Source organism: Leptospira ilyithenensis, assembly GCF_004771005.1.
GTDB lineage: Bacteria > Spirochaetota > Leptospiria > Leptospirales > Leptospiraceae > Leptospira_A > Leptospira_A ilyithenensis.
Genome location: NZ_RQHV01000050.1, coordinates 178,474 through 202,650, shown reverse-complemented (window position 1 = coordinate 202,650; position 24,177 = coordinate 178,474). Strand labels below are relative to the sequence as shown.

At 40.1% G+C, this 24,177-nt stretch carries 25 protein-coding genes; 9 read left to right on the top strand and 16 right to left on the bottom strand.

What is annotated here, in order from left to right; genetic code table 11:
- Positions 1-6 precede the first annotated feature (6 nt).
- Both EHS11_RS12280 and EHS11_RS12275 read left to right on the top strand, forming a co-directional pair.
- Positions 7-1,707, top strand: a complete 1,701-nt coding sequence (locus tag EHS11_RS12280) for a hypothetical protein (protein ID WP_135764699.1) — start codon at positions 7-9, stop codon at positions 1,705-1,707.
- 83 nt (positions 1,708-1,790) lie between these two features.
- Positions 1,791-3,239 carry an OmpP1/FadL family transporter gene (locus EHS11_RS12275; protein ID WP_135764698.1) on the top strand — a complete coding sequence of 483 codons (1,449 nt, stop codon included), beginning with the start codon at positions 1,791-1,793 and terminating at the stop codon, positions 3,237-3,239.
- A gap of 31 nt (positions 3,240-3,270) precedes the next feature.
- Here the strand turns inward: EHS11_RS12275 and EHS11_RS12270 are convergent, their stop codons facing one another.
- Genes EHS11_RS12270 through EHS11_RS12260 form a run of 3 tightly spaced genes read right to left on the bottom strand, consistent with a single transcriptional unit; the run spans position 3,271 to position 6,382 of the window.
- Positions 3,271-4,212, bottom strand: a complete 942-nt coding sequence (locus tag EHS11_RS12270) for an MBL fold metallo-hydrolase (protein ID WP_135764697.1) — start codon at positions 4,210-4,212, stop codon at positions 3,271-3,273.
- A gap of 37 nt (positions 4,213-4,249) precedes the next feature.
- Entirely contained in the window at positions 4,250-5,722 is a 1,473-nt protein-coding gene (locus EHS11_RS12265) for a transglutaminase domain-containing protein (RefSeq protein WP_135764696.1), read from the bottom strand.
- A 21-nt stretch (positions 5,723-5,743) separates the two neighbouring features.
- Positions 5,744-6,382: a hypothetical protein gene (locus EHS11_RS12260; protein ID WP_167884428.1), complete on the bottom strand. Its 639-nt coding sequence runs from the start codon at positions 6,380-6,382 to the stop codon at positions 5,744-5,746.
- A gap of 185 nt (positions 6,383-6,567) precedes the next feature.
- Here EHS11_RS12260 and EHS11_RS12255 point away from each other — a divergent pair, with 185 nt between their 5' ends.
- The 3 genes from EHS11_RS12255 to EHS11_RS12245 all read left to right on the top strand — a co-directional run bounded on the left by EHS11_RS12255 (position 6,568) and on the right by EHS11_RS12245 (position 8,350).
- The gene (locus EHS11_RS12255; RefSeq protein WP_135764694.1) at positions 6,568-6,996 is read left to right on the top strand and encodes a MarR family winged helix-turn-helix transcriptional regulator; all 429 of its coding nucleotides are present in this window, start codon (positions 6,568-6,570) and stop codon (positions 6,994-6,996) included.
- 81 nt (positions 6,997-7,077) lie between these two features.
- The gene (locus EHS11_RS12250; protein WP_135764693.1) at positions 7,078-7,293 is read left to right on the top strand and encodes a hypothetical protein; all 216 of its coding nucleotides are present in this window, start codon (positions 7,078-7,080) and stop codon (positions 7,291-7,293) included.
- A 118-nt stretch (positions 7,294-7,411) separates the two neighbouring features.
- Positions 7,412-8,350 carry an RluA family pseudouridine synthase gene (locus EHS11_RS12245; RefSeq protein ID WP_135764692.1) on the top strand — a complete coding sequence of 313 codons (939 nt, stop codon included), beginning with the start codon at positions 7,412-7,414 and terminating at the stop codon, positions 8,348-8,350.
- On the opposite strand, the gene EHS11_RS12240 is transcribed toward EHS11_RS12245, so the two are convergent.
- Genes EHS11_RS12240 through gcvT form a run of 4 tightly spaced genes read right to left on the bottom strand, consistent with a single transcriptional unit; the run spans position 8,301 to position 13,131 of the window.
- Positions 8,301-8,621, bottom strand: coding sequence for a (2Fe-2S) ferredoxin domain-containing protein (locus tag EHS11_RS12240; RefSeq protein WP_109021442.1), 321 nt, complete (start codon positions 8,619-8,621; stop codon positions 8,301-8,303). The genes EHS11_RS12245 and EHS11_RS12240 overlap by 50 nt on opposite strands.
- 23 nt (positions 8,622-8,644) lie before the next feature.
- On the bottom strand, positions 8,645-11,560 hold the full coding sequence (gene gcvP / locus EHS11_RS12235) for an aminomethyl-transferring glycine dehydrogenase (protein WP_135764691.1): 2,916 nt from the start codon (positions 11,558-11,560) through the stop codon (positions 8,645-8,647).
- A 16-nt stretch (positions 11,561-11,576) separates the two neighbouring features.
- Positions 11,577-11,969, bottom strand: coding sequence for a glycine cleavage system protein GcvH (gene gcvH, locus EHS11_RS12230; RefSeq protein WP_135764690.1), 393 nt, complete (start codon positions 11,967-11,969; stop codon positions 11,577-11,579).
- Between the two features lie 37 nt (positions 11,970-12,006).
- The gene (gene gcvT, locus EHS11_RS12225; protein WP_167884429.1) at positions 12,007-13,131 is read right to left on the bottom strand and encodes a glycine cleavage system aminomethyltransferase GcvT; all 1,125 of its coding nucleotides are present in this window, start codon (positions 13,129-13,131) and stop codon (positions 12,007-12,009) included.
- 87 nt (positions 13,132-13,218) lie between these two features.
- On the opposite strand from gcvT, the gene EHS11_RS12220 reads away from it, so the two are divergent.
- The gene (locus EHS11_RS12220) at positions 13,219-14,238 is read left to right on the top strand and encodes a synaptic vesicle VAT-1 family membrane protein (RefSeq protein ID WP_135764688.1); all 1,020 of its coding nucleotides are present in this window, start codon (positions 13,219-13,221) and stop codon (positions 14,236-14,238) included.
- Between the two features lie 354 nt (positions 14,239-14,592).
- Here EHS11_RS12220 and EHS11_RS12210 read toward each other — a convergent pair whose 3' ends face one another.
- From EHS11_RS12210 to EHS11_RS12200, 3 genes are all read right to left on the bottom strand, one after another.
- Positions 14,593-15,123 carry a hypothetical protein gene (locus tag EHS11_RS12210; RefSeq protein WP_246047841.1) on the bottom strand — a complete coding sequence of 177 codons (531 nt, stop codon included), beginning with the start codon at positions 15,121-15,123 and terminating at the stop codon, positions 14,593-14,595.
- Positions 15,124-15,233: 110 nt separating this feature from the next.
- Positions 15,234-16,376 carry a suppressor of fused domain protein gene (locus EHS11_RS12205; RefSeq protein ID WP_135764686.1) on the bottom strand — a complete coding sequence of 381 codons (1,143 nt, stop codon included), beginning with the start codon at positions 16,374-16,376 and terminating at the stop codon, positions 15,234-15,236.
- On the bottom strand, positions 16,376-16,612 hold the full coding sequence (locus tag EHS11_RS12200) for a hypothetical protein (RefSeq protein WP_135764685.1): 237 nt from the start codon (positions 16,610-16,612) through the stop codon (positions 16,376-16,378). Before EHS11_RS12200 ends, EHS11_RS12205 begins: the two co-directional genes overlap by 1 nt.
- A 185-nt stretch (positions 16,613-16,797) precedes the next feature.
- Between EHS11_RS12200 and EHS11_RS12195 the strand changes: the two genes are divergently transcribed.
- Positions 16,798-17,052, top strand: coding sequence for an Ada metal-binding domain-containing protein (locus EHS11_RS12195; protein WP_135764684.1), 255 nt, complete (start codon positions 16,798-16,800; stop codon positions 17,050-17,052).
- A gap of 30 nt (positions 17,053-17,082) precedes the next feature.
- On the opposite strand, the gene EHS11_RS12190 is transcribed toward EHS11_RS12195, so the two are convergent.
- Positions 17,083-17,691, bottom strand: coding sequence for a DUF4269 domain-containing protein (locus EHS11_RS12190; RefSeq protein WP_135764683.1), 609 nt, complete (start codon positions 17,689-17,691; stop codon positions 17,083-17,085).
- 109 nt (positions 17,692-17,800) lie between these two features.
- Between EHS11_RS12190 and EHS11_RS12185 the strand changes: the two genes are divergently transcribed.
- The gene (locus EHS11_RS12185; protein WP_135764682.1) at positions 17,801-19,780 is read left to right on the top strand and encodes a DUF2207 domain-containing protein; all 1,980 of its coding nucleotides are present in this window, start codon (positions 17,801-17,803) and stop codon (positions 19,778-19,780) included.
- Positions 19,781-19,887: 107 nt separating this feature from the next.
- On the opposite strand, the gene EHS11_RS12180 is transcribed toward EHS11_RS12185, so the two are convergent.
- Together EHS11_RS12180 and EHS11_RS12175 are read right to left on the bottom strand one after the other, a co-directional pair.
- Positions 19,888-20,940 carry an SDR family oxidoreductase gene (locus tag EHS11_RS12180; protein ID WP_135764681.1) on the bottom strand — a complete coding sequence of 351 codons (1,053 nt, stop codon included), beginning with the start codon at positions 20,938-20,940 and terminating at the stop codon, positions 19,888-19,890.
- Between the two features lie 147 nt (positions 20,941-21,087).
- Positions 21,088-21,435, bottom strand: coding sequence for a winged helix-turn-helix transcriptional regulator (locus EHS11_RS12175; protein ID WP_135764680.1), 348 nt, complete (start codon positions 21,433-21,435; stop codon positions 21,088-21,090).
- A 117-nt stretch (positions 21,436-21,552) separates the two neighbouring features.
- Here EHS11_RS12175 and EHS11_RS12170 point away from each other — a divergent pair, with 117 nt between their 5' ends.
- Positions 21,553-22,347 carry an SDR family oxidoreductase gene (locus tag EHS11_RS12170; RefSeq protein WP_135764679.1) on the top strand — a complete coding sequence of 265 codons (795 nt, stop codon included), beginning with the start codon at positions 21,553-21,555 and terminating at the stop codon, positions 22,345-22,347.
- 64 nt (positions 22,348-22,411) lie between these two features.
- On the opposite strand, the gene EHS11_RS12165 is transcribed toward EHS11_RS12170, so the two are convergent.
- The 3 genes from EHS11_RS12165 to EHS11_RS12155 are packed head-to-tail and all read right to left on the bottom strand — an operon-like array spanning position 22,412 to position 24,169.
- Positions 22,412-22,831: a MaoC family dehydratase gene (locus EHS11_RS12165; RefSeq protein ID WP_135764678.1), complete on the bottom strand. Its 420-nt coding sequence runs from the start codon at positions 22,829-22,831 to the stop codon at positions 22,412-22,414.
- Between the two features lie 18 nt (positions 22,832-22,849).
- Entirely contained in the window at positions 22,850-23,287 is a 438-nt protein-coding gene (locus EHS11_RS12160; protein ID WP_135764677.1) for an FAS1-like dehydratase domain-containing protein, read from the bottom strand.
- 15 nt (positions 23,288-23,302) lie between these two features.
- Positions 23,303-24,169, bottom strand: a complete 867-nt coding sequence (locus EHS11_RS12155) for an alpha/beta hydrolase (protein ID WP_135764676.1) — start codon at positions 24,167-24,169, stop codon at positions 23,303-23,305.
- Positions 24,170-24,177: the final 8 nt, after the last annotated feature.

Here is a 24,177-nt window from a genome sequence, read left to right as displayed (position 1 = left end):
GAAGAAATGATTTCTTGGGAATTTATTAAAAAACACAAACTGGGGATACCTTTGCTCTGGGATCTGGTTATGGTTTTCGTCGTGTTAGGAAACTTGGGGCTTATCCTGTTTGATCTTACATATCTTTGGTTTCGTCCTTTTTATTTTAAGAATTTCCCCATTGTCCTTAAAATTTACGATAAACCGATTTTAGGAATAGAACCTCATCGTATAACAGAGGCATATACGGGGTTTGTGGATGATTTGGTTTATCTGACAAAACTCCGTGATTCCGAATTTCGTGAAAACCAACGCAAACAAACCAGAGAAGAAATCCATACCGTATTACAAAAGTTAAAAGGTTCCGTATCCAGCGAGAAATTCGACGTATTATATACCAATTTCGAATCGGGGCTATTGATTAAAGATGTGGAAATCCGTCGTGCAAAATTGGAACCCATTTTGGTTCAGTTCATCGATTTTTTCAGTGTTTTGGAAGAGACGGACGATATCAATGCCCTCATTGATTTGTCGGAAAAGTATTTTTTCATCAATCGCTTGAGCCAAGCAGGCAAAGAAGGCCAGGAGTTGGAAAAGATTCTGGTTTCTATGGATAAAAAAATGCTCGAAATCGTTGAATCGAATCCGTTCGCCATGTCGGGGCAAACGGAAAATTTTATTTCCATACAGGATATCATCAAAGCGGAATATCAAATTCATAAAACAAAAGCACGCGATATTAAGATCCGTCAAGACTTGGACTTGGTTCTTAGCCGCGATCGGATTCCTTCCACTGTAGTGGCATTTGCATGGTTTTGGAGAGATGCGGACCGGGCCTTGGAAGATAAGGTGGCTTTTTTTAATAATCATCTTCGAACGTATTTTGAACTGAATTATTACCGCGCAATCGGTTCCGACGGAAAGCCGGTCAATCACTATTTATTGTTAGATGCTCCGTTCCTTGCCTTTTTCTTATTCGAATTCGGAATCAGTTGGTTGCTTGCCATTCGAAAAAAAACATACATTGCCTGGTTCCTGTATCCGATCTATCATTGGTACGATGTGCTGGGACTCATCCCTTTGGTTGAGTTCCGCTTCTTCCGGTTGGTTCGTGTGTATAAAATTTACCTGATGTTGCAAACCAATCAGTTCACCCGAATCTTAGGAAATGATTTGATCAGCAAAACTTTGCGTTATTATAGCAATATCATCAAAGAAGAAATTTCGGATCTTGTTACGATTCAAATTTTAACGGAAACGCAAAACGAGGTGAAGTCGGGAAATTCTTTGGATCAGTTTGTGAATGCGATTGATCAAAACAGAGAAGAGCTTAAAAAAGTAGTTCTGAATAATATTGCAAAGTCCGCACAAAACGAAAACTTAAGAGATCTGATTCAAAACCTTGTCGTCGAGATTTCGGATAATGTATCCAATCATTTGAAACCGATTTCTTTTCTTCCTAAGGAAATGCAGGCAAACGTTGCAAAACAGTTGAGTTTGTCCATCTACCAAGCAGTTTCCAAAGCGACTGTGGCGATGGCACAAGATCCTACCGGTAGAAAGTCGATAGAGAATTTAATTGATTATCTGATAGATGAGATGATTTTATTCGCCCAAGACCCGGATATGATCAAACTCAATACCAATATCACCGTAGCACTCATAGAAAATATGAAGAAATCAATCGGTGAGAAAAAATGGCTGAAGGCGGATATTAGCTCAAGCTAGGGTATTTGCTATAAAAACATACGGGGAAGTACTTAACTGGTTTGAAATTTTTTCCCCGGTTGACAAAGTCGTGAAAGCCGACCATGTTCACCAAGTACAGGAAGAAAAAGTCATTTTGCATAAGAAGGCATTTTTCTTCTTTCCCGTTCTTTCTTTTTTACCTTACTTTTTTTGTTTCCGAATCTAATTTTGCAATCACCGGCTCGGGACGAAGTTCAATTAATGCCCGTTATGAGGGACTTGGCGGGCTCAATACTGCTTTGGGAGGTTCTCCCATTGATGTCTCTTTGAACCCGGCGAACTTATATCTGACCAAGGGTAGAAAAATAGAATTCGGGGGAACAGGCACTTTTACACAAGCTGTTATGAAAGACCGGTTTTTAGATAAAAACCCGGAGCTGATTTATGGAAACACACAGGAAAGACAAGGTATCGGAGTTGCTCCCTATTTTGCCGCCAAACTCCCAATAACTGACAAAATCGATTATGGTTTCGCGTTTTATGTTGTGGGAGGAGGTCCCGGGGGCACCGATCGAATCGATAGAAACACTCCTACCGGACAGTCTGTCAATCAATGGGCAAAGATCAATCTTCCTTCTCCTTTGGGAGATAGTTCCAGAATCAAAGAGACTACAATCAACGATTCCTTATTGATCAAAGTGGCAAACGGAGCTTCCGTCCAATTCGGTAAGCTTTCATTAGGCGCTACTGTGGAAATCAATTACGGTAGACAATCCAGAACGCAAAAATACTTCGATGCAAGTGGACGAATTGAAATCCCCGGACAAGGATATCAATATGAAAGCAAAAAACAAGTTTTGGCGCTCGGAGGGATTTTCGGATTGAATTATAGTTTTACGGATTGGTTCAGAATGGGATATTCTTATCAGTCAAAAGTTAAACTTCCGTTAAACGGGAATTATTCGATAGGAGTGAATGATCCGCAGTTTTACGAGCACGCAGGTGTTTCTTTTGCTTACAGTTTGCCTGAAAAACATTCCCTTGGTTTTGCTTATTCTTCGGAATCAATTAAATTCGGAGTCGATTTCACCTATGTGAATTACAAATCCTATTTGAAGTCTGTGAAACAATCTTTAGAACACCCTTGGTTTGTCAGTCCTTTTGGAAACTCCGCCAATGTAAATGCCAGCTTGAATTATCAGAACCAAACAGGTATTACATTGGGATTGGAACATAAACTAACTCAAGAATGGGTTTATCGTTTGGGATATTGTTATAATACTCCTATCACTTCTGCTGCAGGTGCCAATGGATCTGCAGGAATTATTTTTTCCTTATCTCACACTGTCTCCGCAGGATTTTCCTACATAACCGGCCCTTGGAGTTTTGATCTTGGAGCCTCTTATAGTCCTCCCGGAAAAAACATAGAAGGGGCCGGGGGTTCGGATTGGGCACTTCTTCATGGATACAAAGGAGATAAGGATTTTAATTTTGGCGGATATTCTTTTCAAACCAAAGCATTGGCGGTGGTAGGCTTGACTTTTGGTATGACCCGTTCGTTTGATCCTTAAAAGGCAACAACGGTATGTCACCTAGTTTCTGTTAATCTTTTTGTGCGGTTCCCGTGAAAGATTGATGTCCGCAATGGACTTCGATTCCGGGGAATTGGGAAGCAACCTTCTTTAAAAAATCCAAACTTTCTTTATTCTTTTGTTTGTCTTCGCTGTATTGTCCGGGTGTGACATTATTGTTCCAACCCCAATTGGTGTGACTGGAGTCTCCCGTAAGCAAATGAATACCTGATGTACTTTTTACCACGAACGCGAGACTGCCGCTTGTATGTCCGGGGACATGAATCACTAAAAAAGATTTGTCTCCGAAAAAATCAAGAATTCTCAGTGAAGGATTTTTTTCTTCTTCTGGAAAATCAAGTTCGTATAACTTCGGTTTGTCTCCTAATAAGGTATCAGTCATTCCTTGTACGAATGCATTTAAAAAATAAGTATGAGTGGTTTCTTTCGGACCGGCAAGGATCGGTATTCCTTCCGGAAGGTCGGAAATTCCTAAAATATGATCCAAGTGACTATGTGTTAGCAAAACCGCTTCGATGCGATTCGGATGAGCATCTAACCATTCTTTCGTAGTTTGCCTGATTTTCAGGTATGAGAAATTCATTTCGCTTGCAACAATTCCTGTAATCGGCCATTCTTTGGGGTCTTTTCGAAACGATTGCGATACACCTGAATCCACTAAATAAGTTCCGAATTTAGGATGAGTAATTGTATAAAAATAAATCTGAATAGGTTCCTTTCCTTTTTCCAAACCTGCCGCTACTGCTTTAGGATCATCTATATCGATCAAACCATCTCTATCTCCTACCCAATCCGCCACTATGATTTTCTGAAATCGAATCGGTCCTGTTTTTTCCATGCCGACTTGATCCAAGCCGATGGACATTCCTTTGGAAAACAGGGATGCTTTATGGGAAGTTACGGAACAAGAAAATAATGAGAACAGAATCGTTGTTGCGAGTAGGTATTTCATAAAATGATTTTTAGGCAAAGTAATCGAATTTGCAAATCTATTTCAATGGAGGAGGACCTCCTGATTGGGGAGTTTTTATATATTCAGGTTTTTGAATATTCTGATCCGAACGTAGAGATCTGGATGCAATCTGGTTTTGATTTTTTACATTCACTGTATACGATAGGGTTTCCTTACCGCTCCCGTTCCAGAAAAACCAAACCGTATCTATTTCCCAAACACCGTCTTCCGCAAGAGCGGCTGCGTCTTGTTTCGGATTCCCTGCCGTAAAAGCAATGTAAGACGGATTAATCACTCCGTACAATTGATCAGACTGAGGGTCATGTGGAAACCATTGGTCTTTCGATGCATCGTAAATTTCCAAAATCGAATGGGGTAGTGCGGGGGAAGGATCGTTCCAAGGCCCTAGTCCGTATACTCCTCGGACGGGGATCTTAAGAGCACGTAACATACCTATGGCGATATATGTAAAATATCCGCAATCGCCCGTTCCTTGGTCGAGCCACTCTTTGATGCTTTTTCCTTCCACTCTTTCTCCGTATTTATAATTCTTTCTAAGATACTGAAGAGCAAGTTCCGCTTTTTCTCCCGTGGTTTTACCGTTTGCAGTTATTTCTTCTACTTTCTTTAGAAACTCCGGGTCATCCAAAGAAAACAATCCGTCTCTGTTTTCGCTGGCCCAAGAATAATTCGGATCTTCGGGACTTGCCGGTCTCAGTTTTGCAGGACGGGAAGTCATTGTTTTTAAATTCTGTTCCAATTTCAATTGAAGTCTGATTTCTTCCGGCCAATCGGTTCCGGTAGGTTTTTCCAATTCCAAGAATTGGTTACCGCGTGAAGATTTTCTTTTTGAGGATACAATGGAGTTCGTAGAATCAATATTAGCTGATATTAATTTTTGATAAGGTCTGTCTAATGGAATTGTAATTCGGATCTTGTCAGTATCCAACAATCGCCAAGCTGACAGAAGTTTTGTGATTTTTATGTTCCAGTCAATTTCAATGGTTCTGGGAGCGAGTTGGTTTTTTACCCAAGAACCTTCGGGGGCAAATTGCAAAGCTTTGTCTGTATCGCCTTTCGTCCAGTAGAGCCAGGAAAGATTTTCCCCGAACCAAGGAGATGGTGTTTTGTTTGCGGATTTGAGCGCGGCTTGCGCTTTGGTGTTTCTCGAAATTGCTTGGTCGATTTTTCCCAATTGTTCCAAGCAGATGACGGTCTCTTTGTAGGGGAGTTCGTCTCCTTCCGAATTCAAATCCCAGGATTTTTCCAGATAGACGATAGCTTCTTCCGGTTTTTTCAAATAATTTTTTAGCGTATAACCGATCATAAACGGACGAGACCATATGTTCGGTTCCGATTGGTAGGCTTTCAGGAAGGATGTTAGCGCGGATTCCGGTCGGTTGCGATTGTATAGTAGGTCGATTCCCTGATTGTACATCTCTTGAGCTGATTGGGCATAAACGAAGGAATGGAGCAAAAATAGAATGGGAATATAAAGTTTTGTTTTCATCGGAGGTTTCCTAATTTCGATTTATTTTGTAATGAATAGGGAAGGATCTATTTCTTTTAATTTGTTTTGAGGAATACCGGTGTAGGCTTCCATGATTTCCTTTTGGTTCCGTTTTATGATCTCAAGATCGTGGCTATTGGTAAGAGGACGGACAATGCTCATGGAAATATCCGCATATTTTTTGTTATGTGACCAATCGTCGGTGATTTTTTGTTTTGCCTTTCTCAGTTCTATTTTTGCTTCTTCCGGAACGGAAGGATCGGCAAGTGTGTCTTCTATTTGTTTCAAACCGTCATCTTTCATGTTCTGAAATTTTTGAATCCCCAATTCTCCTTGAGAAACATTCCATGCCCAAGCAACTTTGGCGTTTACTTTTACAAACTCCGCATAATCTTTAAATCCCGCATCTTTGATAATGGATTCGATTTGATTGAATAGTTCCAAACCCGTGGCTTCGCTTTCCCCTTTTTCGGCCAATTGTTTGGGAATATCAGATCCTAATTTATGAAGTGCTTTCACAGCACTTACATATTTTTGAATCAATTCATCAGTGAGCTCTATCCCGGAAACATTGTTCTGATATATTTCATAAAGTTTGCCACATTGAAAAAAAAGGAGGGACGAAGTAAAAATTAAAACTGAAAGAAAGATTGGTTTCATCATTTTTCCCTCGGAAATGGATATCGGAACGTCCGTAGATTAGAAAGAATTTCGGTTTTAATTCAAGACAAAAAATTATTTCCTAAATCGGTATTTTGGCGGTCCCGTGAGAAGATCCGAATTCCAAAATCGTAACCAATTCTTTTTTGACAGCTCATGGGCAGTGTGTTGTTATGTGAATCAAAATGAAGATTGATTGGAAGAACATGGAATCGGTGGTTTTGCTCATTCGTGCGGGCCGTATTGCCGCCGCAGATTTGGAAAAAGAAATCACACCGCTTATGATTTCCGTTCCGCAATTGAGTATTTTATTAAGTCTTTCCGAGTGGGGTGAGATGACTGCTTCCCAGCTGTGTGAGTTGACTATGCGGGATAAGGCGAACATCAGTAGTTTGACTAAAAAGTTGGAACAGAAAGGATTTATTCATGTACGTAAGAATTCAGAAGATGCCCGCAGTTCTTTATTGAGTCTTACAGCCAAAGGTAGAAAAACTGCTGAAAGCGGATTCAAAGCGGAAAAAAAAATATCTTCCAAGCTTGAAAAACTAACCCAACAAACAAAATTTCCCCGCGAATATCTTTCCGAACTCGCAGAAAAAACAAACAAACTTTAAATTTTTCTTGTCTTAAAAGCGATAAGATTCATTTGTTTGTTTAGTTAGTATGCGAACTAACTAAACAGGGAGAGATATAAAATGAATAATCTGATGAGTTTTGTTTGTATTTTTGCCGTGGCACTTGCTGCGGGGAGTGTTTATGCTTCCGATGAAGATGAGATTAAGGAAAAAATCAAAAACTTTGTCCGCGCGGGCGATGAGCAGGATCCTGCAAAATTGGAAACAATTCTGCATCCGGAATATAGAATCACGTATTCTTTTCCTTTATCAACACCGGTTCCGGATGGCAGTTGATCAGTGACTTGCCGTATGCGGAAAAAATAGAATGAAGAAGTCTAAATGATTAAAAATAGAAATTGAATCTTCTTTGTTACTATGTGATTTTATCTTTAGCTGACAAAGAAAAGGTTTGATGACAAAATTTTCCAAAACAAACACACGATTTTTTCCCAAAGGACTAACCATCTTATATGAAGATGGTGACATCCTTGTAGTAGATAAGCCCGCCGGATTACTTACGATGGCAACGGATTCGGAAAAAACAAAAACCGCTTATGCGGCACTGACCGATTATGTAAAAAAAGGAAGTATCCAATCCAAAAAAAGGATTTTTATCGTTCATCGTTTGGATCGTGATACTTCCGGCATTCTGATTTTTGCAAAAACAGAAGATGCAAAATTAAAATTACAATCGGACTGGGACCGGACAAAGAAAAAATATATAGCAGTCACACACGGCAACTGGGACAAATCTTCGGGAACCATTACATCCTATCTCACTGAAAACAAAGCACAAGTTGTCTATTCTACAAAGGAACCTTCTCTTGGAAAATTATCTCATACTCTATACAAAGTGCTCAAAGAAACCAAAAATTATTCTTTGGTCGAAGTGGATCTGTTAACCGGTCGCAAGAACCAAATCAGAGTTCATTTTGCTGACGAAAAACATCCGATCATTGGAGACAAAAAGTACGGAGATGATGAAAAATCCTATTCCAGAATGGCATTGCATTCCTGGTCCATTTCCTTCTTACACCCGTTTAACGGTAAAGAAATGTTTTTACGTACGGAGGTTCCTGCGTTTCTTACAGGTCTTGTGGGTGGCTTTGAATTTGATTCCGGAGACGGCGGTGATAGTGATCTTAATAAAAGTCTATCTGAACCTTTTGAGAGTGGTGAAAGTAAAAATGATAAAAGACAGTCAGATCCGTTAGAGCGCGGGGGGCAAAAGGAAAGGTCGGAAACAAAAAAGGGAAAAGTTGAAGCCAAAAAAGAAAAAAAGAAATTTGAAAATAAAAAATCTATTCCTTCACAAGCAAATGTTCATAAGCGGAAGGATCGTCGTTTTTGAAATAATGTTCCAGGATGATATCCACATCGGCTTCCGTTTGGAGTTTGAACCATTTTCCTTCCGGATAACATACTTGCACGGGGCCTAGTTCGCATCTTTCCATACAGCCCGCTCTTTGGATTCGGAAAGGATAAGTGATGCCCGCCTTTACCGATTTTTTTTTGAGCAATTTTAAAATTTCTTCCGAGCCTTGGTTCCCGCAAGACACCCGTTCACCGGGTGCCCTTTTGTTTTCACAGACAAAAAAATGTTTATCGTAAACTCTTTCCATAACGGGTGGCGCTTCTGCGAATCCTAACTGTACTGTTCCATCGGAATGCAGGAGCAGATCAGGTTTCTATCGCCGTACACATTGTCCACTCTTCCCACGCTCGGCCAAAATTTGCGAGTTCGTAACCAAGGAAGCGGATAAGCCGCACGTTCTCTGGAATATTTATGATTCCAAGAATCGGAAATCACCACTTCGGCAGTATGCGGAGAGTTTTTCAAAGGATTGTCCGTTTTGTCCAGAACTCCCGATTCGATGTCTTTGATTTCGGAAAAAATGCTGAGCATGGAATCAATGAAACGATCCAGTTCTTCTTTTGATTCGGATTCTGTAGGCTCTACCATAAGAGTGCCCGGAACAGGGAAAGACATAGTAGGTGAGTGAAATCCGAAATCTATCAGACGTTTGGCGATATCTTCCACTTCCACTCCGCTTGCTTTTTTGAATCCGCGCATATCCAGAATACATTCATGAGCTACCAGATCTTTGTTTCCTTTGTACAAAACAGGGAAAGAAGAGCTAAGTCGCTTCGCAATGTAGTTTGCATTCAAAATGGCAAGTTTGGTTGAGTATTGTAATCCTTCGAATCCGAGCATCGCAATGTATGCCCAGGAAATCACAACGATGGAAGCGCTTCCCCAGGGAGCGGAAGAGACCGCCCACTGGCTGTTATTCGATCCGTTTTCAATCAGGCTATGTCCCGGAAGAAAGGAAGCCAAATGTTCCGCCACACCGATGGGTCCGACACCTGGTCCGCCACCTCCATGAGGGATACAAAATGTTTTGTGCAAATTCAAATGGCATACGTCGGCACCTATATCGGCGGGACGAGTGAGTCCTACTTGTGCATTCATATTGGCACCGTCCATATAAACCTGGCCGCCATTCTCATGAATTGAGTTGCAAATCTCCACGATGGATTCTTCGAACACTCCGTGAGTGGAAGGATAGGTTACCATTAAAGCACCCAGATCATTTTTATGTTCGATTGCTTTTTTCTTTAGGTCGGCAACATCAATGTTTCCGTTATCATCGCAATTCACCGCAACCACTTGGAATCCTGCCATCACTGCCGAAGCGGGATTTGTTCCGTGCGCGGAAATAGGAATCAGACAAATATTTCTATGATTGTCGTTTCTACTTTGATGATAGTTGCGAATTGCCATCAAACCTGCATATTCTCCTTGCGAACCTGCGTTAGGTTGTAAGGATACTTCCGCAAAACCAGTGATTTCACAGAGCCATTTTTCCAATTGGCCGAATAGTTTTCTGTATCCTTCCGTTTGGTTTTCAGGAACAAAAGGATGGATATTTGACAATTCGGGCCAAGTCACGGGATACATTTCCGTGGATGCGTTGAGTTTCATCGTACAGGAACCCAGTGCGATCATCGAAGTAGTAAGTGATAGATCTTTTCCTTCCAGTCTTCGGATATAACGAAGCATCTCGGTTTCCGTATGAAAGCTGTTGAAAACAGGATGTGTGAGGTAAGAAGACTTTCTTTCTAAAATTTCAGGAATAGCCCATTCTTCTTTTTGAGCCAGTTCTTCTGCGGAAAAATGAGTCGCTTTGTTTTCATTGAACACTTCCAACAAGTCTTGGATGTCGGAAAGTGTTGTAGTCTCATCCAAAGATACACTGATGACGTGTTGGGAAATGGAACGAAGATTGATTTCCTTGTCTTCCGCATAACGAATGATCTCTGCCGAAGTGATTTTGGAAAGTTCTACTCGAATGGTATCGAAATACGGTTTTGATACTACTTTGTAGCCAAGTTTTTCCAAACCGGTAGCAAGTAGAGTCGTCATTCGATGTACTCTGGATGCAATTTGTTTCAAACCTTTCGGTCCGTGATAAACTGCATACATGGAAGATAAGACAGCCAGTAATACTTGCGCCGTGCAAATATTGGAAGTGGCTTTGTCCCGTCGGATGTGTTGTTCGCGGGTTTGTAAAGACAAACGATAACCCGGTTTTCCTTGCGCGTCTTTCGATACGCCTATGAGTCGCCCGGGCATATTTCTTTTGAATTCTTCTTTGGTTGCAAAGTATCCTGCATGTGGTCCGCCGAATCCGAGAGGCAATCCGAATCTTTGGGAACTTCCCACTACCACATCCGCATTCATTTCACCGGGTGATTTTAATATGGTAAGTGCGAGTAAATCCGCAGCAACAACGGACTTTGCACCTACTTCGTGTAATTTGGCAATGAATTCGGAAAAATCAAATACGGTTCCATCTGTAGAAGGATATTGAACAATAGCTCCGAAAAAATCAGTAGAAGGAACCATCTTTTTAAAAGACCCGACAACAATATTGATTCCGAGAGGAATGGCACGTGTTCGAATCACATCTAAAGTTTGAGGATGAACGGATTGAGAAACAAAGAAAGATTTACCTTGGCTGTCTTCTTTCAAGGAGAATAACATATTCATCGCTTCGGCAGCAGCAGTTCCTTCATCCAAAAGAGAAGCGTTTGCGATTTCCATTCCGGTAAGATCGGTGATCATCGTTTGAAAATTGATGAGAGCTTCCATTCTACCTTGTGCAATCTCCGCTTGGTAGGGAGTGTAAGAGGTATACCAACCGGGATTTTCCAAAATATTTCTTTGGATCACTGGAGGAGTGATGCAAGAATGATAACCGAGTCCGATATAAGAACGAAAGATTTTGTTTTTGGAAACAATCTTTTTCAGTTCCGTTTGAAGTGCATATTCACCCAATGGCTTCGGTAGTTCCAAAGTTTTTTTCAATCTGATGTTTTTCGGAACGGCATCATCAATCAAAGTATCCAAAGTTTTATAGCCGATCACATCGAGCATCTCATTCACTTTGTCTTGGTTTGAACCGACATGTCTGCGTAAAAATGTATCGCTTGGTGCGAGAGTTTCTTCGTAAGTTCCATCGACGGAGTTTAGATTGGATTGGGTATATGTCTTCAACTGTTTTCTCCTGAAATCAATCTAGCTTGGATACGTATTCTTTGTATTGGGAAGCTGAGAGTAATCCTTTCAGTTCTTCCGGCTTGATCCCTTTCAGTTTTACCATCCAGGAATCAAAAGGTGCGGTGTTTACATTGCCCGGAGTAGCGGACAAAGATGCATTTGTTTCGGAAACTTCTCCCGAGACAGGTGCGTATAAATCTTCTGCGGCTTTTACGGATTCGATTGTTCCCAAGCTGTCTTTTTGATTAATTTTTTTGCCTACTTTCGGTAAATCGATGAATACGATGTCACCTAATGCATTCTGTGCGAAATCGGTAATCCCAACAAGAGCAACGTCTCCTTCAACTTTCACCCATTCGTGTTTTTCCGTATAATAGTATCCGTCTTTTGCTTCTGTTACTGCCATTGTTTTTCCTCTTTAAAATATTTTGTGATTCTTTGATTTATGATTGTTTTTGATTACGAACGCTTCCTTTGATGAAAGCCCCCGTTTCTACTTTTGCTTTTTTCTTTTGTCCGCGAATCTCTACGAATACTTCCGTTTGATTTTTGGTGAATTCAAAATCAAGCATGGCAAGTCCCAAAGATTCTTTTCTGGTAGGAGAATGTGTTCCCGAAGTTGTTTTTCCGATTTCTTTTCCATCCGAAGAAAAGACGGGAAAATTTTCGCGCAACACACCCGGTTCCTGTAAAATGATTCCTACTACTTTCTTTTTAGGATTTTCTTTTTTATCTTTTTGAATCCGATCATAAGCAAAGTAAGGGGGATTTTTTTCTTTTACGATAAAACCGATCCCGGATTCTACCGGAGACCATTCCGCATTCAGTTCATGTCCGTACAAAGGATACTTTGCTTCGAGTCGGAGTGTATCGCGGGCACCAAGACCTACGGGAACAAGTCCCAAATCTTTTCCTTGTGCCAGCAATTCATTCCAAAGTTTTAATCCGAGAGAGTGAGAAGTATAAATTTCAAATCCGTCTTCTCCTGTATAACCAGTACGCGAGAGAATGATCGTCTCACCATTTAATTCCAATTCGATAAAATGATAATAGAGAAGTTGGCTTAGATCTTTTCCCAGATAGTTTTCCAAGATTTGATTCGCATTCGGTCCTTGCAATGCGATTTGGTGCCAGTCTTTACTTACATCTTCCACTTTACAATTTCCGGAAACATACTTTTGCAAATGTGCTGCAACAGCGGGATAATTCGATGCGTTCGAACAAACCATGTACTTTGTGGAAGAAAAACGATACACAGTGATATCATCTACGAGTCCGCCGTTCTCATTGAGCACTGCGTTGTACTGAACTTGTCCGTCGTATAGGGAAGAAATTTGATTGCAGGTTGTTTTTTCCAAAAGAGAAAGAATGTCTGCTTCACTTCCTGTGATAAAAATCTCACCCATATGAGAGACATCAAATAAACCTGCATGAGTTCTTGTCGCTTGGTGTTCTTGGATGATTCCCGTGTATTGGACGGGCATATCCCAACCTCCGAATGGAACCATTTTGGCTCCTAGTTCTTTGTGAATTTGATAGAGGGGGGTTTGTTTCAATTCCAACTGCATTCTCTCTTGATTTCCCCAACTTATGGGACTTAATGCCATGGAAAAATCTTTTCTTTTCAATGGAATTCGATTTTTTTATAAAATATTATGAAGAGAGAAGTATATCGAGTTGTAAAAACGGGGTCTTTGCAAGGTTTGAAACGAATGGAGGAAGAACTTTCTTCTCCCGCAAAAGACGAAGTTACCATTCAAGTGAAAGCGATCGGATTTAATTTTGCCGATGTTTTTTCCGTTTTCGGATTATATTCGGCCACTCCGAAAGAAAGTTTTATTCCCGGTCTTGAATTTTCAGGCATCATCATTTCTAAGGGAGAAGATGTAAAAGATTTTCGGATAGGTGATTCCGTTTATGGCACTACAAGATTCGGTGCATACGCAACTCATCTTAATATACAAAAAGATTATATATTTGCACTTCCGAAAGCTTGGTCCTTTGAGGAAGGCGCAGCATTTCCAGCGCAAGCACTCACTGCTTATTATGCATTATTACCGCTTGGTAATTTAAAAAATTCACAAACAGTTCTCATTCATAGTGCTGCAGGTGGTGTAGGGATACTTGCTAATCGAATCGCAAAGAAGTGGAATGCGTTTACCATAGGTCTTGTAGGTAATGAATCAAAGTATTCTATCCTACAAGAAGAAGGTTTCGATGCATATTTAACACGCTCTAAAGCATTTAAACAAGAGATGAAGAGAATTTTATTGGAAAAACGATTGGATTTGGTCTTAGAATGCACTGGTGGACAATATTTTTCAGACAGTTATACATTGTTATCGCCAATGGGAAGGCTTGTCACTTATGGAAGTGCAGTGTTTACACCTAGTTCATCACATAGAAATTGGTTCAAACTTGCGTATCATTACCTAACTAGACCATCGATTGACCCTCTTTCTATGATCTCAGACAATAAATCTGTGATGGGATTTAATCTAATATGGCTTTGGAATGAAAAGTTAGAGTTAAAAAAACATTTTTCATCACTGAGTGAGCTGAATTTATCACCACAAAGGATAGGTGAAGTGTTTTCTTTCGATGAATTGATACCTGCATTGGATTATTTTCGAAGTGGTAAGACAATTGGTAAGGTTGTTGTTAGAGTTTCGTAGAATGTGTATTAGTCTATTTTATGAAAAAATAAAAAATGAAATAAAATTCCTACAAAAAAATATTTTTTCTTTACAACAATATTGAGATGAATTAATTATGTCGTATCAATCGACTTGCTGTTTGCCAAGGACAGTGGTTTTTTGAAATCAAAAGATAAGGACGATACCAATGGTTGCTAAAAAGAAAGCTGCAAAAAAGAAAGCCGCAAAGAAAAAGGCTGCAAAAAAGAAAGCTGCGAAAAAGAAGTAAGCTGCTTATTCAAACATAAGACTCTTTACTTCGATTCTTTCGAAGAAAGATTGTGTGAACCCGCAAAACTTGCGGGTTTTTTCATTTTAAGGGCAATGATATGATTACGCAATTGCGCGCGTAAATCCCCTTCTTCCCATGGAAATCCCTTGTTTTTTATCTAAGTTCGGCCTTTCTATCCCTACAAATTGAAAATGATCCTTCTTATTGATGGATTGAAAGAGTGATTTGAGTAATGAATCGATGTTAGGATGGGAAACATTCTTATACACCTTACGTGTGGAGTCTTTTCCCCAAATTTCCAAATGATCCGAGTCCGGAAGTTTTAAAATGAGAGAAGATAGATCGTATCTCTTCATTAGAATATGACAAGTATCTTCAAAACCAAGTTCAGTGATGGAAGAATGATCAAAAAACACCAATAGGTAGAGGATAGAAGCGCTTTCAAGCTTTCCGTTATCATCTGCAACCTTCTGGATTCCATCTAGGGCAAGGTATCGTAAATTTTTTGAAAGAAACCAAAGTTTTTGATCTTCATGGCGTTTCAAATTGACTTCTTCGGAGAAACGTTTTTGAAAAACGGTAGAAAGAAAGAACCCGGTCGATTCATTACGTGCTTCGAAAATTCGATCCATGTCAAATGGTTCGAATTCCAGATTAAAAAATTTAGTGTAAGTCTCTGCCATATCACTATGAGTAACGGACAGATTCTATCTTTTGATTCGTAATTTTTCCGACTACAAACTTAGAATTCCAACATTCTTCGCTCGGATTCATGGAAAAAACTGAAGCCTTCTTTGACCCAAGTGTCCCAAAACTTTGCAGAACCTTCTCTTTGAAAACAAATTCGTTCTTCCACAGAGATAGGAACTAAAAATAGATAGTTCACTCTTCTTCCGTTTTCCGAAATGAGTCCATTTAACTTGGGATAGGGAAAATTTTGATCTTTATCCAATTCATCCGTTATATTTTTGAGAACAAACCAACTGAAATCCAAATAGAGTTGGTCCGGATCTTTGCGCGGGTTTTGAATTGTATGAGAATGTCCGAACCAGATTCCTGTGTTCCAAGGAAATTTGATCATTTCTCCCAGTACATGTTGTATCCAAGATTCGGAATGATCTTCGTATTCGTTGGAAAGTTTTATGGCAAATACCAATTCAATGCGTGCAAAATCTTCAAAATTTTTATGATAGAGTTCAACAGACGGTTGGTTTTGTGCACTCATTCCAACTGTTGAGAATATTTTGATTCCTGGAAATTCTTTTGGTAAAAAAGATGCGATTCCGAGGGAAGGATACTTTCCTCCGTCAGCAGACCAGTATTTATCGTGTTTTCCCAATCGTTCTTCCAAAAAATTCAATCGTAATGTTTGGAGTTTATTCCAATGATTTTTTTCGGAAACGGTTTCCCAAAACTTGCGTGATTCTTTCACTCGTTCCGCAATGACTCCGTTGTTCACATCGCCTAAGGGAGATGCTGCGGCCGCGTCTTCTTTTGCTTCTTTGGAGTAGCCGTGTATTCCTTTGACTCCCGACCAAGGAGGAAGATACGCATAGAGCTCTTCATTTACAAAGAGTGCGACTGCATCTCCTTCTTCCGACCAGATGAAATGAATTTCCTCTTCTTTCAAACTGGGCAAGGCGTGGATGGTACTGGTTTCTTTTTTTGTGTGAACCGGTGCGAGTCCTTTGCTGAAATCATCGGGATCTCTTTCCTCAGGTGCATCAATGAGATTACGAATCCAAAGTGATTTCATCGGCCACTCCGGATTGTTATGGGATTGCAAGTAAAGATAAATGGTTCTTCCGTCGTCTTCGAGAAAGGCAGTAAAAGAACCGTAAGGGTTTGCCTCTTGGTAGAGGACCTTAGGTTGGTTTGGGTTCATTAGAATTTATGGGCTACGTTTCTATTTTTAACTATTGTTAAGAGTCTGGTAATCTCTTCTTCCATTCCTTTTTCTATATAGATATCGGGATAATAGGAAGAGGCATTGCGAAGACCGATCAACTCCGGTTCTCTCCATTTGCGGAAATTGCGAATGGTTTCTAGGGTGGAAGTAGGAACGTCGATTCCTTCTTTTTTGGCATTGATAAAAGATTGAACAGCGCGTGTAGGAGTCATCTCTATAGGAAAGTTTTACCCGGATAAATCTAGTTCCAACTCATTTTTTTAAAGCAAGAGTCGAAAAAGAGAGGGATAGGACATAGTTTGTGGTACCTCTTACATTAATTAAAAAACTTTCGCAAGATTCGGGTTGGGAAAAGCAATCTCTGCCTGTATCATAACATTATCCGGCAAATCGAACTATGATCCGACACAATCAAATCAGCGATACGGAACTTCGAAAGCAAATCCGAAACCGAATCATAGTTCTCGGGGGAAATGCAAAACTTAAAATTTACGGAAAGTTGGGCTGTAAGTCGGGAAAACGAATGAAAAGAGAAAATAGGGTGTTTTTTTCTTCTGAGAAAGAAGCAATTCATCGAGGTTATCGCCCTTGCGGACATTGTTTGAAAGAGGATTACCAAAACTGGAAGCGGACTAAAATGTATTCGGAGTAATCGGTAAGTTCCCGGTGATTTGTGTTTGTTTTACTTTAGTTTAAAGTGGTTGGATTTCAAAATTTCTTTCAATGTTTCGTCGGAAGATCTTCCCAGATCCAAAAGGATTTGATAAGGATCTCCTTTTTGTCCCAACACCTCACAGAAAGCAGGTTCTGTTTTCATTCCTTGTTTTTTCTTTTCTATGATTTGATTTTTGAAATCAGCATCCGCCAAATCCAAAAACCGTTTTTCCGCAACCATATGTAAAAAACCTTTTTGATTTTCCGGTTTTATCTTTTGAGAAAAAATTTCATAAGAAAACAAACTTGTTTGAAAGGAAACTTTTACCGAAGGTTCTCCGTCGAAGTCTTTGGTTTCGTAAGAGAAATTGAAATAATGACGGAATTTTGCGTAAGCGATTTTAATCAAGTGATTCTGGTTGTTGTGATAAGTGAGTATATCCACATCGCTATTTTCCGTATCAATGCCTAAAGGAATCGTTCCTGCAATCAGAGGATAAAACCCGGACAGTTTGGAAATGATTTTATGATTGGAAAGATCCGAATGAAGGGATCTTTGTTTTTCATTTCCCGTTTCCAAATAATCGGGTGTGAAAAAAATATGAACATCCCAGTCCGGACCTTGACTTGCTTCCATTTACAAATGAAAACATAAAAAAAGGAAAAATACAAGCAAAGCAAACTCAAATAATTTTGCTGTGGTAAATTTATTTTCAGGTATAATGATCTACCCAAAGGTTCTTTGAATGAAATATATTTTTCGCTTTATTCTTATTTTCTTTTTTGTTTTGCCAGAAGTTTCTTTTGCAGAGTGGGAAGACGAGAAAACACTTTCTTGGGACAAAGTAGAAGTAAACGCTCACTTGTCTTCGAATGGAACTCTTTCCGTAGAAGAAATTCAAAGTATCCGATTCAACGGTGACTGGAGGGGACCTTATCGTCATTACGATTTCAAAAGAGGACAATCCATTGATCTGATTTCCGTCGAAAAACTAGGCAAAGACAAAATCTGGCGGATTCTCGACGAGGGAGATACGGAAACCAAGGATAGATACTCCTTTTCAAATAAAAAAGAACTGAAGATACGTTCGAGGGAAGACAATGATCCCCCGTTTCAGGACGAGGTTTTAACCTATCGGATTAAGTTAGAATATAGAAATATTCTAACTAAGCATGAAGAAAAGGGCGCATATGAAATCAATCATGACTTTTTGGCCCGGGATCGCAAAGATTCCATCCGAAAATTCCAATTGAATTTGAATTGGGATAAGGAATGGGAACATCCGAAAGGACGGAAAGATTTTCATTTCGAAAGTAGTAAACCTTTGGTTCCTTCCGAGTTCTATGTATACAGTTCCGAGTTTTTCTTTCTGCCTGAAAAAAACGGAACATGGACCGGCCCCGGCCCTTCCTATTTCCTGGAAAATTGGTATAACACGGATGAGATGGTTTTTTGGAAAAGAGCGGCGATCGTCATCGTTAGCCACGTTTTCTGTTTTTTACTATTCTATTTATTGTCTTTCACTTTCCTCCGATGGAAAAGCAAAAAACTAAATCTTTCTCCAAAAGATGTTTTGTCTTATTTGAGAAAAAATTCTGCCGAAAGTATAGCAATCCAATTCGATTTGAAAAAAGTATCTTCCGTATTTTTGGGAAGGCTTGTGGCCGAGGGCAAAATTCAAATCCATCAGGCAGGTGGTTTGGTTGAGTTTGTATTGCTCGTATCCAAAGATTCGCTCACTAAGTCAGAAAAGGAAATTTTAGATAAACTATTTGTAGATTCCGATCGGACTACTGATGTAGAAATAAAAAAGTATTATAAAAAGAAACACGGCTATTTTTCCTTGCATTCGGAAGTTTATTCCCGTTATTCGAAGGAAGCAAATAGTTTTGAATCGAAATTTTTTTCCCGCTGGCTTCTATTTTCTTTGATACTGTTTCCCTTAGTGAATTTTATCTTTTACGGTTATCCGATTTTTCTGCACATATTAGTTCCATACGCTTTCATTTTATTTGCTTATATGATTCTTTCTTTTGTGTTTTCTATTTTCGATTGGGTTCCTCTTTCCAATTTAAAATTAAACAATCAAAAGGACTATTTTTTAAAAAGGTCCCTTCGGTTGCCGGAGCTGATTACCGGAGTCTTGTTATTATTAATTACTTACAACCTTTTTGAAATAGAAAATTCTTTTGCTCTGTTTCTATCCGCATTTCTATTTATGTTCTTTTTCTATTATATTCCGGTTGCTTCGGAAATAGACGATCAGTGGCTTGTCTTTGTGAAAAAGAAATTAAAGGATGCAATCAAGGATTATATACAAAACGGAGACCTGTCCGAGTTATCGGGGAAAGACTCGATGGACTTTGTCGCACTCGGATTGTACAATGAAATTTTAAAGAGGCATAAAGAGAAAAACGACGCCTCTCATCTTTTGGTATTGTCTGGGATTGGTTCGATTGAAATTGAAAATGAAGGCAGAAAACAAAAAAGATCTTCGCGTATAAAAACATCCTCGGTAGATTCCGGCAGTTCCGCTTCGGAAAAAAGTTTTTCCGGCGGCGGGGGAACTTCCGCAGGCGGTGGAGCGAGCGTTAGTTGGGATACCTTGGACGGATTGTCCGAATTTTCAGCGGGTTCCCGTCCTACATCTTCGGGTTCCTCAAGCTCACGCTCAGGATCTTCATCTTCCTCCTCATCGGGAGGGGGAAGTATGGGAGGGTGGTAATACAAGAAATACTTCTATATGATTTGTTTTCGCAAGATAAACAGGGATAAGGCTAGCTAAAAATGGATCCCTCTGTTTCCAGCTAGCAAGAGCAAGTTGATCTATTTTTAAATCAACTTCGCCGCTTCCAATTGTTCTATATGTTCTACAAATGTTTCGGAAAGAGGTCTGTATTTAAGGCCTAGATCTTTTTGGCTGTAGGAATTGTCCAGGTCGAAAGGAATTCCCACATTGCGGGAAGTATTTGCCCAGGAGAGTCCGAAGAAAGGTCCTACCAGATACACCAAAAATTTAGGAAGCTCTCCGGTAGGAATCGGGTATTTTTTCCCGAATTTTTCGCGAAGGATCTTTGCTGCACCTAACATAGGAAGTGTCTGTGCGGATGTGATATGTCTACCTTTGGCAGAAGGAGTAAAACCTGCAAGTATATGAGCTTTGGCCACATCTCTTACATCCACAAATCCGATCAAAGTATTGGGAACACCTGACTTGAATTTTCCATTCACCATGGACAACATAAAGTCCACGCTTGTTCCATCCACCCTGTTGGAAACGGAAGGTCCCATGACAAAGGATGGATTGATCACAAGCAGATCCCAACGGTTTTGATTTTTATTGATTTCCCAAGCTTCTTTTTCCGCCAATGTTTTGGAATAAGGATAAGGTTGGTGGGATAGACTGCTGGATGTATTCCAATGTTCTTCTGTGAGTTTATTTCCCGGAACATTTGCCGCATCGATGTTGTCTCCGTAAATGGAGGCAACGCTGGATGTTAAAACCACCCGTTTGACGGAATCCGCTTTATTGACGGATTCCAGAACATTTCTAGTTCCTTGTAACGCTGGTTCTACGAGTTGTTTTTGCGCATCTTTGATTCCCGAAATAAAGAAAGGAGATGCCGTATGAATCACAAGTTCGGTTCCTTTGACAGCCTGATCGAAAGATCCGTTTGCGATTAAGTCTGCTTCGAATAACTCCAGTTTGCCTGGAAATTTTTTAGATAATTCCAGGAGATGTTCCACTTTCTTGAGATCTCTCAGGTTGCGGACAGTGGTTCTGACGGAGATACCGTCTTCTAATAAATATTTGATGATCCAGGAAGCAATATAACCGCTGCCTCCTGTTACTAATACCGGAGCTTTTTTATCGATGTTTGTCATTGTATAGCCTATATAGAGATTTTAAATGAATGAGCTGATTGGACTCTTCTTATATAGACCGGATAAGAACCCCAGACTATTTTTTTATTTATATTTTTTTCTTCTAAACAAATATATGTTTCGTTCTAACTTAGTTGAAGTGATCTATTATTTGGCAATGACTCGGCGTAACTGTTCGTCGTGTTTATCCGCCCATTGGCCAAAGGAAGAAATGAGAGGGATTATGCTTTTTCCAAATTCCGTTAAACTGTATTCGACTTTAGGCGGAACTTGCGGATAGATTATCTTGGAAACAAGTTCATGTTCTTCCAGTTCTCTTAATTGCAAATGCAAAACCCTGCGAGTGGCATCAGGAATTTTACGCTGAAGTTCACTTGGGCGTTTATGACCTTCATTAATAAAATACAGCAAACGCATTTTCCATTTACCATACAAAACTTCTCCCACCAGGTCTAAGCCGCAATCGAGTGTGATCGTTTCTTTCTTTAGAGTCATAATTGTAGTTTTCTATAGTTCCAAAAAGTATCATAGTGAAAAATTTATCAGTATATACAAATTATTTCATACTTGCACCTACAATACATAGAAAAGAATCCAGCTCAGAGGAAAACAATGGATCAAAATGGGAATTTCGATAATGAGTTAAGAGAAAAAATAGCTTTGGTCACTGGTGGTACCAAAGGAACGGGAAAAGCAATTGTCAAACGACTCACCCAGGCGGGGGCAAAGGTTGTTGTAACAGCCAGAATTACACCTGAAGAGTCCGAAGGAATCACTCATTTTATCTCTGCCGATTTAAGTAAACCAGAGGGAACTGAGAAAGTCGTAAAAGAGATCCAAATGGAGTTTGGCGGAGTGGATATTCTTATCAACAACTTAGGTGGATCGGAAACACCAGGAGGCGGCTTTGCTCGACTGACGGATACAGATTGGGAAACAACAATTGCTACCAATCTTTTGGCTCCAGTGAGATTGGACCGAGGATTATTGCCTTATATGCTAGGAAAAAAATCTGGTGTGATCGTTCACATTGCATCCATTCAAGGAACACTTCCTTTGTATGAATCAACGTTGCCTTATGCGGCTGCGAAAGCTGGGTTAATCAACTATAGCAAAAGTTTGTCGAATGAAGTATCACCTAAAGGTGTAAGAGTCTTAACTGTTTCACCTGGCTTTATCAAAACAAGCGCTGCAGACAGAATGATTCAACGATTGGCGGAAAGTTCGGGGAGTAGTCTTGAGGTCGCATTGCAAGGATTAATGGATTCATTGGGTGGCATTCCCATGGGAAGACCAGCTGAACCTGAAGAAGTTGCAGAGCTTGTTGGGTTTTTGGTATCTCCGCGTGCAGGGTATTTGTCTGGCACAGAATATATAATCGATGGTGGAACGATTCCAACCATTTAACATAAATAAGGAAACATTGTCTCAGGTGTTTTTAGTAACCACCTGAGACTGAAATCATGGAAAGTTAAACTGCGTTGATGACTAAATCTCCGCCTGCTTTCACTTCTCCAGCTTCGTTTTTGGCTTCAACTAGTACGGTCACTGTTTTTCTGCCGTCTTTTTCAAACTTCTTTTTGATCGTTCCCACACAAGTGAGTTTTTCTCCAAGCTTGGTCATCGCTTTGAAGGTCACTCCGAAATATGCGATGTCCTTTTGGTCCGCCCAGGAAGTGCAAAGTCTACCGACTTGTGCCATCACATACATACCGTGAGAGATGGTTCCGTCAAGGCCCGCTTTGCGTGCAAAATCAGGATCGTTATGGATGGGATTAAAGTCTCCCGATGCTCCCGCATAACGAACTAAATTCGCATGTTCGATGACGGGAACGTCAAGAGGAGGAAGTGTTTGTCCTACTTCTACGCTATCAAATTTGAGTTTTGCCATTGTTTAAATCCTCCTAACTTAGTCCTTACGAATGAAAATTGCCATTTCTGCGGAAAGAATCGGATCTTCCGATGCGTCAAAAATTGTGGTTTTGAAAGTAACGATTTCCGCTCTTCCCACTTTTACATCCGAGATTTCGGATTGAGCGGAAACTTTTCCCGGATAGAGGATTTTATGATAGGTGTATTCTTCTTTTAAGTGAAGGATTTTGGAAAGATCGATTCCAAGTTCCGCCATATCATTCCAAATTTTAGGGTATCCCCAAAATTGAATTACGGTCGGGAAAGTAGGCGGTGCGGGAATGTCCGTATAACCGGCCTTTTTCGCTTCTTCCAAATCGAAGTAAATCGGGTTCTTTTCGTTGATAGCAAGGCAAAATTCCCTGATCTTGCCCCGCTCTACGGTAAATTCAAAACGATCTAGTTTTTTTCCAACTATATCTTTGCTAACAGCCATAGGCTCATTTTCTCCTTAGTGTTTGTCAATCCATGCAACTAACTCTTTGAAGACGAGAGCTCGTTCTGCGGGAGTTTCGTTCATGGATTCGTGGTACAATCCGTCAAATAATTTCAAAGTTTTGTCTTTTGAGGCAACCTTTTCGAATGCATCGGAAGTTCCCGAATAAACCGCGATTTGGTCTTCTTTTCCGTGAAACATATAAATAGGAACCTTTATCTTTTCCGCAGATTCCAAAGCCAAAGGATATACATTAAGCAAAAAATCACCCAGGTAGGTGGATACGTTTCCATGAACCAAAGGATCGTTTACATAAGCTGCCACAACATCCCTGTCATGCGAGATCATATTTACATCAAGACCCGCAGGAATTGTAAGTGTAGGTAGAAGTTTTGCCAGGAAACCGCCTGCTGCCTTTTTTACATCCATAACGAAGTCGGTCTGGACTTTGATGGCAAGCGCACTGACGACTAGACCGTCCAGGTCTTCCTGGTTATTGTCCGTTCCTGTGTATAGAAAAGTGACAACGGCACCCATTGAGTGGCCGAGTAGGGTAACTTTTTTTACGCCTTCTTTTTGTTTGGCGATGTCGATGAGTTGTTTTAAATCTGCAAAAAAATCAGTATAATGGTCTATTACACCTCGTCTTCCCTCGGAACGCCCGTGTCCTCTTGCATCAATTAAATAAACTACATATCCTTTTTCTGCAATTGCGTCTAATAAGTTAGTATAGCGACCACCATGTTCTCCAAATCCGTGGTGAACCACGAGCACTCTTTTGGCACCGCTTTTCGGTCGAAAGACTTGGTAATAAATTTTACCACCGTCCTTATTATTAAATGTAGACTCCTCGCGGGAGTAGGCTTGTTCCCATATACTCATAGTATGCT